Source organism: Streptosporangium sp. G12 (assembly GCF_052983175.1).
Window position 1 is genome coordinate 19,082 of record NZ_JBRIQO010000017.1, and the last position, 12,519, is coordinate 31,600.

Here is a 12,519-nt window from a genome sequence, read left to right on the forward strand (position 1 = left end):
CAGAAGTGGTAAGAGCCACCCTATGCGAAGCAGGCCAATTACTTACCAATATCTGACCTCTGGGAGTACCGATGGGGTACCGCCTCCGCGCCACCGCGGCAGTGTTGACACTCGCCGCAGGCCTCACCGCATGCGGCTCCTCCGAGCCGTCCCCCTCCACGGACTCGCCCGGCTCGGCCGGCACCGGGCAGGGCACCACGAACCTGACCGTGTGGGTCATGCGCGACAGCTTCTCCGACGCCCTGCTCGACCGCTTCCGCGCCGACTACCGGGCGGCCCACCCCGGCGTCGCCCTCGACATCCAGATCCAGGAGTGGGACGGCATCGGCCAGCGGGTCACCAGCGCCCTGGCCAGCAACGACGCCCCGGACGTCATCGAGGTCGGAAACACCCAGGTCGCCGAGTACGCCGCCAGCGGCGGGGTGAAGGACCTCACCGGCAAGATCACCGACCTGGGCGGCGCCGACTGGCTGCCCGGCCTGGCGGAACCCGGCAAGATCGACGGACGCCAGTACGGCATCCCGTGGTACGCCGCGAACCGGGTGGTCATCTACAACAAGGACCTGTTCTCCAAGGCCTCGATCACCTCGCCGCCCAAGACCAGGGACGAGTGGCTGGAGGTCACGGCCAAGCTCAACAAGGGCGGTGACCAGGGCATCTATCTGCCCGGCCAGAACTGGTACACCCTCGCGGGATTCATCTGGGACGAGGGCGGCGACCTCGCCGTCAACGAGGGCGGCACCTGGAAGGGCGGCCTCGGCACCCCCCAGGCGCAGGCCGGGGTCGAGTTCTACCGGAAGCTCCAGGCGCTGGGCAAGGGCCCCAAGGACTCCGACGAGGCCAAGCCGCCGCAGGCCGACGTCTTCGCCAAGGGCGACGTCGCCCAGCTCATCTCCGCCCCGGGCGGCGCGGTGGCGATCGAGAAGGCCAACCCGGACCTCAAGGGCAAGCTCGGGTTCTTCCCCATCCCCGGCAAGACCGCCGACAAGCCGGGCGCGGTGTTCACCGGCGGCTCCGACCTGGTCATCCCCGAGGCGTCGAAAAACCCCGAGGCGGCGTACGAGGTGGTCAAGGCGCTCGCGGGCGAGAAGTTCCAGACCGACATGGCCAAGGAGATGAGCTATGTACCCAACCGCGTCTCCCTCGCCGGCGTGCTGAGCGACAACGAGGCGACGGCCGCGATGGCCGCGGGCGCCGCCAACGGGCACGCCACCCCCAACTCCCCCAACTGGGCGGCGGTCGAGGCCAAGAACCTGATCAAGGAGTATCTGACCAGGGTGCTCACCGGAGGCGACCCCGCCACCGAGGCCGCCGCGGTGGACCAGGGCATCGCCGAGATCCTCAACACCAAGTCCTGACACCCGTCCACCGCACACCGGCCCGCGGGAAACCGCACCGAACCCCCACCCGTCCGTACCGCTCGCCCGCTCCGAGGAGTGCCATGCCCGCTGCCCCCCAGGCCCCGGCGGGGCGCCCGACACGGCGGCGCGCCCGCGACAGGGACGCCTCCGCTCCCGAGCAGCCCGAACAGTCCGGGCAGTCCGGACGACCGGGACCGCCCGGGCGGCCGGGACCGTCCTCGGCGCGATCCGGGGCGCGGCCGTCCCGGATCGCCGGTCTCTGGCCCTACCTGCTGATCGCGCCCACCCTGGCGGGTACCGCCTACCTGCTGCTCTACCCGCTGATCCGCAGCGTCGTCATCTCCTTCCAGCACTTCAGGACCGGTGAACTCATCCGGGGCGGCGCGGAGTTCGTCGGCCTGGGCAACTACGCGGAGGTGCTCGGCGGGGCGGAGTTCTGGGCCGTGGTGCGCAGGACCCTGGTCTGGACGGCCGTCAACGTCGTCCTGATCATGGTCATCTCCACCGCGGTGGCCCTGATGATCGCCCGCCTGGGCCGGGGGATGCGCCTGGCCGTGCTGGGCGGCCTGGTGCTCACCTGGGCCACCCCCGTCCTCGCCGCCACCACGATCTTCCAGTGGCTGTTCCAGTCGCGGCTGGGGGTGGTCAACTGGCTGCTGGTCACGCTGGGGTTCGAGTCCTTCAGGGACTACACCTGGTTCGCCGACGGCACGTCCACCTTCGCCATCCTGGTCGCCCTGGTCGTCTGGCAGTCCGTGCCGTTCGCCGCCCTCACCCTCTACGCGGGGCTGACCACCATCCCCTCCGAGTTGTACGAGGCCGCGCGGATCGACGGCGCGAGCGGGCGGCAGGTCTTCACCGCCGTCACCTTCCCCATCCTGCGACCGCTCTTCGGGCTGATCGCCTCGCTGGAGGTGATCTGGGTGTTCAAGTGCTTCGCCCAGATCTGGGCGATCAGCAAGGGCGGCCCGGGAGAGGCCACCACCACGCTGCCCGTCTACGCGTTCCAGGTCGCGCAGTCGCTCCACAAGTACGACCTCGGCTCGGCGATCTCCACCCTCACCGTGCTGATCCTGATCGCCCTGCTGATCACCCACCTCCGGCGGATGCTCAAGCACGAAGGGGAGGAACCGTGACAGTCCTGACGCCCGGCCGCCTGACACCGGGCCGCACACCGCCCGGCCGCCTGACACCGGGCCGCCTGCTGCGCCGCGCGCCGCTGAACCTGACGGCCCTGGCCGTGCTGGCCGTCTCGGTCTTCCCCGTCTACTGGATGGTGCTGACCGCGTTCAAGCCCACCAGGGACATCCAGTCGCAGACCCCGACCTTCTGGCCCGCCAACCCCACCCTGGATCACTTCGCCACCGCGGTGAGCGCGGACGGTTTCTGGACGTTCTGGCGTAACAGCCTCACCGTCACCGCGAGCGCGGTGCTTCTCGCCCTGGTGGTCGCGCTGCTCGCCGCGTTCGCGGTGGCCCGGATGCGCTGGCGCGGGCGCAAGGCGTTCATCCTGATGGTCTTCATCGCCCAGATGGCCCCCTGGGAGGCGCTGCTGGTGTCGATGTTCATCATCGCCCGCGACACCAACATGCTCGACAAACTGTCGATGCTCACCCTGATCTACTTCATGACGACACTGCCGTTCACCATCGTGACCCTGCGCGGGTTCCTCGCCGCCATCCCCCCCGAACTGGAGGAGGCGGCGCTGATGGACGGGTGCGACCGGGCGGCCGCCTTCCGCCGGGTGGTCCTGCCGCTGCTCGCCCCCGGCCTGATGTCCACCTGCCTGTTCGGCTTCATCACCGCGTGGAACGAGTTCGCCTTCGCCAACGCACTGATCATCAAGAACCAGGACGATCGGACCCTGCCGGTCTGGCTCTCCTCCTTCAGCAACGTCTTCGGCACCGACTGGGGAGCCACCATGGCCGCCTCGACCCTCTTCATGCTTCCGGTGCTGCTGATCTTCCTCGTCCTGCAGCGCAGGGTCACCTCGGGAATGATCGCCGGCGCCGTCAAGGGGTGAGCGGCCCTCCCCCGGCCCTCTCCCCGCCACGCCCTGCTCCTCGCCCCGCTTTCCCACCGCCGCGCCTTCTTGCCGCCATGCCCTCTCACAGCCATGCCCTCCCTCCCACCGTCCACAGGCGTGCCCTCCCGGGACGCCGCGAAGGGAAGACCAACGTGATCATTCCGAGGCCACGGGAAGTGGCCGTCGACGGAGGCTCCGTCGCGTTCCGGCGGGACCTCCTGCGGCTGATGCCCGACGACCCGTCCCTCGACGAGGAGGGCTACCGCCTCGACGTCTCCCCCTCCGGCGTCGAGCTCACCGCCGGCGGCCCGGCCGGCCGCTTCTACGGCACGCGGACCCTCTCCCAGCTGGGGCCGCTGATCCCGTACGGGACGATCGAGGACCGGCCGAGGTTCGCCTGGCGCGGGGTGATGCTGGACGTCGCCCGGCACTTCATGCCCAAGGCGTTCATCCTGCGCCTCGTCGACCTGCTCGCCGAGCACAAGCTCAACGTGCTGCACCTGCACCTCACCGACGACCAGGGATGGCGCCTGGAGATCGAGCGCTACCCCCTGCTCACCGAGGTCGGCGCGCGGCGCGGCGGCTTCTACACGCGGGACGACGTACGGGAGATCGTCGCGTATGCGGCGGAGCGCTTCGTCACCGTGGTGCCCGAGATCGAGATGCCCGGCCACGCCCAGGCCGCCATCGCCGCCTACCCGCACCTGGGCAACGACCCGTCCCGCGCGGTGGAGGTCTGGTCGGAGTGGGGGATCAGCGAGCACGTCCTCAACCTCGAGGAGTCCACCGTCCGCTTCTGCCAGGACGTGCTCGACGAGGTCTGCGAGCTCTTCCCGAGCCCGTACGTGCACGTCGGAGGGGACGAGTGCCCCACCACCGAGTGGGAGCGCAGCCCCCGGGCGCGGCAGCGGCTGGCGGAGCTGGGGCTGGCGGGCCCCCGGGACGCGTGCGCCTGGTTCATCGGCCGGATGGCCGCGCACCTGGAGAAGCACTCGCGCAAGCTGGTCTGCTGGGACGAGCCCGAGCGCGAACCGACTCCCGGCACGACCGTCATGGTCTGGCGCGACGAGCAGGCCGAGCGCGGCGGCAACGACATCATCCTGGCGCCGCACACGCGGACCTACTTCGACTACCGCCCCTCGGCCGCGCCCTTCGACGACCAGCCGGCCGATCCGGACCGGCCGACCGTCCAGGAGAGCGTCCTCACCCTGGCCGACACCTACGCGTTCGCACCCGACCCGGCCGCGCGGGGCGTGCAGTGCCAGCTGTGGACCGAGTACATGCCCACACCGGAACGGGTCGAGTTCATGGCCCTGCCCAGGATGTGCGCCTTCGCCGAGGTCGCCTGGGGCTCGCCCGGCGACTATCCCGACTTCCTCCGGCGGCTCGGCCCGCACCTCGCCCGGCTCAGCGCCCAGGGCGTCCGCGGCGGCCCGCTCATCCCCTAGATCCGGCACCTCCCGGGAAGCACCCAGGAAAGGAAAGAAAGTGCGCAGAAAGCTGTTACTCGGCGGACTCGTGTCCGCCATGCTGCTCGCGATGGTGGGCGTCGCGGCCAACCCGGCCAGCGCCCAGCAGTCCCTCAGGCTCCAGTACAAGACGAGCGCCACCGGAGCGACCGCCGACCAGGTCGAGCCGTGGTTCAACCTGGTCAACGGCGGCACCTCGGCCGTGTCGCTGAGCGGCGTGAAGATCCGCTACTACTTCAAGGCGGACGCCGGATCGCCGCAGTACCGTTTCGCGTGCTCGTGGGCGGTGGTCTCCTGCTCCACGGTCACCGGGACCTTCGGCACGCTCTCCCCCGGTACGGCCACCGCCGACCGCTACCTGGAGGTGGGCTTCACCTCCGGGAACCTCGCGGTCGGGGCGCAGACCGGTGACCTGCAGCTGCGCTTCCACCGCTCCGACTGGCAGCGGCTGACCCAGAGCGACGACTACTCCTTCGGCCCGGCGCGCACGACATACGCCGACTGGACCAAGGTGACCGTCCACCAGAACGGCGCCCTGGTCTGGGGCACCTCCCCCTCGGGCGGTGGCGGCGACCCGACCCCGACGCCCACCCCGACGATCACGAACCCTCCCGGAGGGAGCGGGGTGGTGTTCGACGACTTCACGTACAACAACGCCGACGACCCCAACATCTCCGCGCACAACTGGACCGTGCGCACCAACACCGGCGGCCCCGGCGTGCCCGGCGCCGGCTGGCCCAAGCAGAACGTGACCTTCCCCACGGTCTCCGGGACGAACAAGGCGCTGCAGCTCAAGGCCGTCACCGACGGCACCGCCTCGGGCACCCAGCAGTCGGAGGTGCTGCACCAGCGCAAGTTCCTGGAGGGCACCTACGCGGCCCGGGTGAAGTTCTCCGACACCCCGGTCAGCGGCCCCGACGGGGACCACATCGTGCAGACCTTCTTCACGATCACTCCGCTCGCCGCCGACATGGATCCCGACTACAGCGAGCAGGACTTCGAGTATCTGCCCAACGGCGGCTGGGGCGAGCCCGCCAACATCATGTACGCCACGTCGTGGGAGACCTACCGCAACGAGCCCTGGCAGGCGGTGAACGTGCACACCGAGGTCAGGCAGAGCTACGCGGGCTGGCACGACCTGGTCCTCCAGGTCTCCGGCGGCCAGATCAGGTACTACATCGACGGCGCCCTCTTCGCCGAGCACGGCGGCGACTACTACCCGGAGACGGTCCAGTCGGTGAACTTCAACCTCTGGTTCATCAGCGGCGGCCTGGTCGGCAGCTCGACCTCGCGTGACTACATCCAGCAGGTCGACTGGTTCTACCACTCCAAGAACGAGGTCGTCGCCCCGGCCACCGTCCTGAGCCGCGTCAACAACTACCGCTCCGCCTCGACCACCTGGGTCGACACCGTCCCCAACCCCTAACCGCCCTCCCGAGTGCGAGTACGGCCCGCGGTCTCCCCAGACGCGGGCCGTACGGCTTCCTCGGTGACCGGCGCCCGGAGAGTCCGGACCTGGGGGGAGAGCAGCGCCGCGAACGTGGCGACCACGACGAGACCGGAGCAGCCGAGAAGGGCGGTGCCGGGACCGATCGCGGCGGCGACGGGACCGGCGACGAGGATGCCGAGGGGCGCCAGGGCCAGGGACCCGAACCAGTCGTAGGAGCTGACGCGGGAGAGCGCGTCGGGAGGCACCTCGCGCTGCATGGTGGTGGTCCACAGCACGCCGAACACGTCCCCGGCCACCCCGGCGGCGAACATCGCGACCACGATCGTCCACAGCGGCGCCCCGGCCCCGAGGAGCACCATCGGCAGCGCCGTGGGAAAGGTGGCCAGCACCGCGAGGAGCATGGGGCGCCGGGGCCGCAGGCGCGCGGCGAGGCCCGCGCCCGCGACGGTTCCCAGCGCCTGGGCCGTGACGATCAGCGCCCAGGAGCCCGCTCCTTCCAGGTCCCGCTCGGCGATCAGGGGACCGAGCACGCCGACGTTGGCCCCGACGGCGGCGACGACGAAGGCGTACTGGAGCACCACGACCCACAGCCACTGGCGTGAGACGAACTCCCGCCAGCCGTGCCGCAGGTCGGACCAGCCGGATCCCACGGACACCCGGAGGCGTCGGGGCAGGCGCATGGCGCGGATCAGCACGGCGCTGACGAGGAACGAGACGGCGTTGAGCGCCAGGGCCCACCCGGCGCCGACCAGGGCGACGGCGACACCGGACAGCGCCAGCCCCAGCACCATGGCGCCGTTCCTCGCGACCCCGAGCAGGGCGTTGGCCTCCTGCAGCCTCTCCCGGGGCACGACCTCCGGCACCACGCCCGTCATCGCCGGTACGAACAGGGCGGTGGCCACCCCCGCCAGGGTCGCCAGCAGCGCCACCGCCGGGATCGGCGCGTCGCCGGTCAGGAGCATCACCGCCAGCCCGCCGTACGCGGCGGTGCCCAGAACGTCGGCGATCACCATCAGGCCTGACCGGGAGAACCGGTCGGCCAGCACGCCGCCGACGAGGATGAGCAGCAGCTGCGGCACGGCCTGGCAGGCGAGCACCAGCGACAGCTGCGCGGGGGTGCTCCCGGGGATCGCGAGCACGCCGAACGCCAGGGCCACCCGGGCGAAACCGTCCCCCAGCACGGAGATCGTCCGAGCCGAGGCGAGCAGGACGAAGCGCCTCTCTCCCAGCAGGGCCGCGGTGGGAGAGAGCGTCGCCATGTCACGTCAGCGTAGACGCGAAAGCGTCACCGGCGGCATACCAGGGAGACCTGCCGGTCCGAGGTATGGAGCGGCGTGGCCGTACGCGACGCGGGGAGAAGGGCGAGGCCGAGACGGCGAAGGGGGACGGCGCGGAAGGCCTGCGGAGCGAGCTCGGGACACACCCGCGAGGCGGCGCGGAAGACCGACAGAGCGAGGTCAGGACACTCGCGAGGCGGCGCGAAGGGCCGACAGGGCGTACTCGATGGCCCGGCGACCGGACTCCAGCATCTCCTCCGGTGAGGCGCCGTTGCTCATGCTGACGAAGGCGGCGAGCTTGCCCCCGCCGACCACCGCGCCGACGAGCGCCGACGCCTCGACGAGGCTCAGCTCCTCCGGGAACGCCCGCTGCAGGGCCTCGGCCAGCTCCCGCTGGCTCTCGAACAGGAGCAGCAGGCCGCGCGCCCGCAGCGAGGGGACGGTCATGACGAGGTAGTTGGCCGGGCCTATCTCGCTCTGGAGCTGCTCGTCGAGGGCGAGCGTGGCGAAGCCGGAGGCGACGGCGCGGGTCAGCAGGTCGATCGCCCGGTCTCCCGGACGGGGCTCCGCGATCACCTTCAGCACGCGATCGAGGCCGTCGCGCGTGTTGGAGAAGATCACGTCTTCCTTGCTCGCGAAGTAGCTGAAGAAGGTGCGCGTCGAGACGTCGGCGGCCGCGGCGATCTCCGAGACGGTGGTCTGCTCGTAGCCCTTCTCCATGAAGAGCTCCAGCGCGGCGGCGACGAGCGCGTGCCGGGTGCGGAGCTTCTTGCGTTCGCGCAGTCCCGGGACCTCACTCATGCGGGCAGCTTAATACATCTGAGCATACTTTGCATGTATTGTAATTTTGCACTTGATGTAGTTTTCTGGACGGGACGAAGCGCATCACCGCAGAGGAGCGCGAGATGACACAGTCCCACCCCGCCCACCCGGAAGCGGTCACCTTCCCCTTCGGACGCCCCAGCCCCTTCGAACCGCCCGAGCGCCTGGCCTCGCTGCGCGAGGAGCGGCCCGTCGCCCCGATGGCCTACCCGGACGGCACGACGGGCTGGCTGGTGACCGGCTACTCCGCCGTACGGGCGATCCTCGCCGACCCCCGGTTCAGCTCCCGGCGCGAGCTGCTGAACGTCCCGGTGCCCTTTCCGCTGATGCAGGAGATGCGCCGCCCGGCCGACCCCGGCCTGTTCATCCGGATGGACCCGCCCGACCACACCCGCTACCGCAAACCGCTCACCGCGCAGTTCACGGTGCGGCGGATGAAGCAGCTGGAGCCCAGGATCCAGGAGATCACCGAGGAGCGGCTCGCCGCGATGGAGAAGGCCGGACCTCCCCAGGACCTGGTGCGGGAGTTCGCGCTGCCCATCCCCTCGCTGGTGATCTGCGAACTGCTCGGCGTCCCGTACGCCGACCGCGACGAGTTCCAGCGGTCCACCGCGGTGCTGCTGAACCTGGAGTCCTCCGTCGAGGACATCCGCGCGACGATCGTCCGTTTCGGCGCGTTCTTCCTCCGGCTCATCGAGGCCAAGCGGGCCGACCCGGCCGACGACCTGCTCAGCGGGCTGATCACGAGCGGCGAGCTGACCGACGAGGAGCTGAGCAACATCGGGTTCCTGCTGCTCGCCGCCGGGCACGAGACGACGGCGAACATGCTCGGCCTCGGCACGTTCGCCCTGCTCCAGCACCCCGACCAGCTCGCCGCGCTGCGCGCCGACCCCTCGCTGATCGACAACACGGTCGAGGAGCTGCTGCGCTACCTCGGGATCATCCACGTCGGCCCGCTCCGCGCGGCCCTGGAGGACGTCGAGGTGGAGGGGCAGCTCATCAGGGCCGGAGACCCGGTGACCCTCTCGCTCCTGGCCGCCAACCGCGATCCCGCGCGTTTCTCCGACCCCGACCACCTGGACATCACCAACCCCGCGACCGGGCACCTGACGTTCGGGCACGGGCTGCACCAGTGCCTCGGCCAGCAGCTCGCCCGCGTGGAGATGCGCACCGCGTTCCCGATGCTGTTCGACCGTTTCCCCGGCCTGCGCCTCGCCGTGCCGGCGGATGAGGTCCCGATGCGGGACACGATGTCCATCTACGGTGTACGGGAGCTGCCGGTCAGATGGTAGGAGGGGACATGAAGGTCACCACGGACGTGGCGCGGTGCATCGGAGCGGGCATGTGCGTGCTCACCGCGCCGGAGGTCTTCGACCAGAGCGAGGACGAGGGCACCGTCGTGCTCCTCGACGAGACGCCCCCGCCCGAGCTGCACGCCGCCGCCCGCCGGGCCCGGCAGCTGTGCCCCTCGGGCGCCATCTCGGTGAGCGATCCGGACGCCTCCCCGGCCCGGTAGTGCTTTGCCCGGTCAGCCCGTCGTGGCCGGCCGGGCCGGCTTCGGCACCCCGCATCCGGCCTTGATCGGTACCGCCAGGACGGCTAGCCTGATCGCCGTGCTGCCGGAGGGCGGGGCCGAGGCGATCGCGTCACGTGGGAAGGGTCCCGGCCACGACGAGCCGCTCGACCAGGCCGCCACGGAGTTGGGGACCGACTGACGATGAGCGCGGAAGAGGATTTCAGGCAGGTCGGCGCCGAGCTGGCCGACCTGGGTGTGGGGATCTCCAAGATGATGGGGAGTCCCGCGCTGAAAGATCAGGCGGGGAAGGTGTTCGCGAGCCTGCAGCGCGACGGCGCGATGGTGTTCCGGCTGGTCAGGGACACCCCCGAACACACAGCCGCGCTCCAGCTGGCCGGGGCGTCCCTGTTCGACCCCTCGGGGCGGGGCAGGGCGATGAAGGACTGGGTGGTCGTGCCCCACTCCTCGGCCGAGAAATGGACGGATCTGGCCGAGGCCGCCCTCAGCCGTCCACGCTGATCGGCAGGCCACGTCGGCTTCGGCAGACCTGCCATATCGACTTCGGCAGATCTGCCACTCAGGGCATCCATACGCTGATGACAGGTGATCGCCCAGGTTGACGCGTCGGAGAATACCCATGGAGGCAGTGGGCAGCTCCTGGACGTGACCCGACTGGCGCGACGCCCCACAGCGCCGCGCGACGCCGGTCAACGGCGGCTCCGCCGTTTCCCGACCCCGAGACAAAGCTATGCCGACCTGCGGCGGCCGGACGAGACCTGGCTGAGCTGAAGGACGCTCATGCCGAACATCAGCACGCCCAAGGGGACGTGCAGGGCCTTCATGTGCGCGATGCCCAGCGCCACCTGCGCCAGCGTGAGCCCCAGGAACCCGGCCGCGTACAGGATGGGCCTGGGCGAGCCGCCGCCCGGCCGCCACACCAGGATCGCGGCGACCAGGTGCAACACCGCCACGGTGAACACCCCGTACGCCGCGGCACTGTGCAACGCCTGTCCGCCGGGTGAGGACAGCAACAGTCCGGCGGTGACCGGCGCGGCGAAGAGGGCCAGGGTCTGCAGGGTGATCGCGACACGCAACAGCACGGGTGACTCCTTGACGGCTGCGGGACGGGGTGAGACGGCGACGATCCGCGTGCTGGAGGGCGTCCCGGCAGTCCGGCGACACGACCGCCGGGAACGTGAGGCGCCGCGCCGGCCTCACACGACACGGCCTCCCTCGTCGTGCTCGGGTCGACGACCCCGGCCGGGCGCGTCGCGGACCTGACGCCGATGCTGTGGCCCCGCTGTCCAGGGCCGGAGCTTGTCGGGATTGCGCACCGCCCAGATGTGCTTGATCCGGTCGCCCGCGATGTCGAACGCCATCACCATCACGACGACGCCGTCCTGCTGGGCCACCAGACCGGGCTGACCGTTGACCGTACGCTCCAGGAACGTCAGGTCGGGCGCCCTGCCGGCGAGGTCGACGGCGTAGCGCACGACCTGCTCACCGCCTTCGAGAGGGTGGAGCACGGCGCTGACCAGGCCGCCGCCGTCGGCGATCACCGTGACGTCGGGGTCGAGGAGACCGACGAGGGCGTCGATGTCCTTGGCCTCCCACGCCTGCTTGAAGGCCCTGACGATGTCGGCGCGCCGGGCCGCCGGGGTCGCGGGAGCGTGCGAGGCGCGAACGCGACGGCGGGCCGAGGAGGCCAGCCGGCGGCAGGCCGCCGGGGTACGGCCGACGATCTCGGCCACTTCGGCGAAGGGGTAGCGGAAGACGTCGTGCAGGATGAACGCGACGCGCTCGGCCGGGGTCATCGATTCGAGCACGACGAGGAAGGCCATGTTGATCGACTCGTCCAGGGTGACCCGGTCGGCCGGGTCGGCCGGGTCGGCCGTGGTGCCGCCCGGCCGCCCGCCGGTCCACTCCCCTCGGTCGGGCAGCGGCTCGGGGATCCACTCACCCACGTAGCTCTCGCGCCGGGCCCGTGCCGAGCCGAGCAGGTCGAGGCAGACGCGGCCGGCGACCCTCGTCAGCCAGCCGCCGGGCGATTCGATGGCCTCCCGCTGCTGCGGGGACATGGCGTACCAGCGGGCGTAGGTCTCCTGTACGACGTCCTCGGCGTCGGCCAGGGAGCCGAGGAGCCGGTAGGAGAGATTGATCAGCTGACGCCGCTCGCTCATGATCGCGCTCAGGTTCGGATCGAGCCGGTCGTCTTCCGGCTCGGATGGGGTGGTCACGGTGTCGCCGGCTCCCTCGGTCATGTCTGTTCTCACCGGAACGACGAGACAGCCCCCCGGAATGTGAGGCCGGCGGCCTCGCTCGACGGCATCCATCGGGCCGCCAAGCTCGCCGACATGATGTCCGTCACCCAGCTCGACCAGTGGGACGCGCACGTTGCCTCTATCGCTGACGTGGCGGTCTGCCCGATTCTCACGCTCGACGCCGCCAAGTGGGTGCAGCCGTCCAGCGCCCTGGACAACCCGCTGCACATCATCGAGATCGCCGCCCCTGACCGGTAAAAACGGTTACACCCGGTCGTACTCGCGGGCGTATCGGGCCGCTTCGTGCCGGGTGCGGGTCTGGGTCTTGGGCCGGGTG

The 12,519-nt window shown here is 70.7% G+C and carries 14 protein-coding genes; 10 read left to right on the top strand and 4 right to left on the bottom strand.

Going from position 1 to position 12,519, the window contains the following annotated elements; genetic code table 11:
- The first annotated feature begins 71 nt into the window (after positions 1 to 71).
- The 5 genes from ACVCAG_RS25095 (at position 72) to ACVCAG_RS25115 (ending at position 6,282) form a co-directional block, all read left to right on the top strand.
- Positions 72 to 1,358 carry an extracellular solute-binding protein gene (locus tag ACVCAG_RS25095; protein ID WP_447190374.1) on the top strand — a complete coding sequence of 429 codons (1,287 nt, stop codon included), beginning with the start codon at positions 72 to 74 and terminating at the stop codon, positions 1,356 to 1,358.
- Positions 1,359 to 1,441: 83 nt separating this feature from the next.
- Entirely contained in the window at positions 1,442 to 2,497 is a 1,056-nt protein-coding gene (locus ACVCAG_RS25100; protein ID WP_440086674.1) for an ABC transporter permease subunit, read from the top strand.
- Positions 2,494 to 3,384: a carbohydrate ABC transporter permease gene (locus tag ACVCAG_RS25105; protein WP_447190375.1), complete on the top strand. Its 891-nt coding sequence runs from the start codon at positions 2,494 to 2,496 to the stop codon at positions 3,382 to 3,384. The genes ACVCAG_RS25100 and ACVCAG_RS25105 overlap by 4 nt, the downstream gene beginning before the upstream one ends.
- Positions 3,385 to 3,539: 155 nt before the next feature.
- The gene (locus ACVCAG_RS25110) at positions 3,540 to 4,835 is read left to right on the top strand and encodes a beta-N-acetylhexosaminidase (protein WP_447190376.1); all 1,296 of its coding nucleotides are present in this window, start codon (positions 3,540 to 3,542) and stop codon (positions 4,833 to 4,835) included.
- Between the two features lie 40 nt (positions 4,836 to 4,875).
- Positions 4,876 to 6,282: a cellulose binding domain-containing protein gene (locus ACVCAG_RS25115; protein WP_447190377.1), complete on the top strand. Its 1,407-nt coding sequence runs from the start codon at positions 4,876 to 4,878 to the stop codon at positions 6,280 to 6,282.
- On the opposite strand, the gene ACVCAG_RS25120 is transcribed toward ACVCAG_RS25115, so the two are convergent.
- Both ACVCAG_RS25120 and ACVCAG_RS25125 read right to left on the bottom strand, forming a co-directional pair.
- Entirely contained in the window at positions 6,279 to 7,565 is a 1,287-nt protein-coding gene (locus tag ACVCAG_RS25120; RefSeq protein ID WP_440086679.1) for an MFS transporter, read from the bottom strand. The genes ACVCAG_RS25115 and ACVCAG_RS25120 overlap by 4 nt on opposite strands.
- A gap of 198 nt (positions 7,566 to 7,763) precedes the next feature.
- Positions 7,764 to 8,384 carry a TetR family transcriptional regulator gene (locus ACVCAG_RS25125; RefSeq protein ID WP_440086680.1) on the bottom strand — a complete coding sequence of 207 codons (621 nt, stop codon included), beginning with the start codon at positions 8,382 to 8,384 and terminating at the stop codon, positions 7,764 to 7,766.
- A 104-nt stretch (positions 8,385 to 8,488) separates the two neighbouring features.
- Between ACVCAG_RS25125 and ACVCAG_RS25130 the strand changes: the two genes are divergently transcribed.
- Genes ACVCAG_RS25130 through ACVCAG_RS25145 form a run of 4 tightly spaced genes read left to right on the top strand, consistent with a single transcriptional unit; the run spans position 8,489 to position 10,440 of the window.
- Entirely contained in the window at positions 8,489 to 9,697 is a 1,209-nt protein-coding gene (locus ACVCAG_RS25130; protein WP_440086681.1) for a cytochrome P450, read from the top strand.
- An 8-nt stretch (positions 9,698 to 9,705) separates the two neighbouring features.
- Positions 9,706 to 9,921, top strand: coding sequence for a 4Fe-4S domain-containing protein (locus tag ACVCAG_RS25135; protein WP_440086682.1), 216 nt, complete (start codon positions 9,706 to 9,708; stop codon positions 9,919 to 9,921).
- A 4-nt stretch (positions 9,922 to 9,925) separates the two neighbouring features.
- On the top strand, positions 9,926 to 10,120 hold the full coding sequence (locus ACVCAG_RS25140; protein ID WP_440086683.1) for a hypothetical protein: 195 nt from the start codon (positions 9,926 to 9,928) through the stop codon (positions 10,118 to 10,120).
- A gap of 2 nt (positions 10,121 to 10,122) precedes the next feature.
- Positions 10,123 to 10,440, top strand: coding sequence for a hypothetical protein (locus ACVCAG_RS25145; protein WP_440103895.1), 318 nt, complete (start codon positions 10,123 to 10,125; stop codon positions 10,438 to 10,440).
- Positions 10,441 to 10,667: 227 nt separating this feature from the next.
- Here the strand turns inward: ACVCAG_RS25145 and ACVCAG_RS25150 are convergent, their stop codons facing one another.
- Positions 10,668 to 11,021 (bottom strand): hypothetical protein, encoded by a 354-nt coding sequence (locus ACVCAG_RS25150; RefSeq protein ID WP_440086685.1) that lies wholly within the window; start codon positions 11,019 to 11,021, stop codon positions 10,668 to 10,670.
- 114 nt (positions 11,022 to 11,135) lie between these two features.
- Positions 11,136 to 12,182, bottom strand: coding sequence for an RNA polymerase sigma factor SigJ (gene sigJ, locus ACVCAG_RS25155; RefSeq protein ID WP_447190378.1), 1,047 nt, complete (start codon positions 12,180 to 12,182; stop codon positions 11,136 to 11,138).
- Positions 12,183 to 12,221: 39 nt separating this feature from the next.
- On the opposite strand from sigJ, the gene ACVCAG_RS25160 reads away from it, so the two are divergent.
- Positions 12,222 to 12,440, top strand: a complete 219-nt coding sequence (locus ACVCAG_RS25160; protein WP_447190379.1) for a hypothetical protein — start codon at positions 12,222 to 12,224, stop codon at positions 12,438 to 12,440.
- The last annotated feature ends 79 nt before the right edge of the window (positions 12,441 to 12,519 follow it).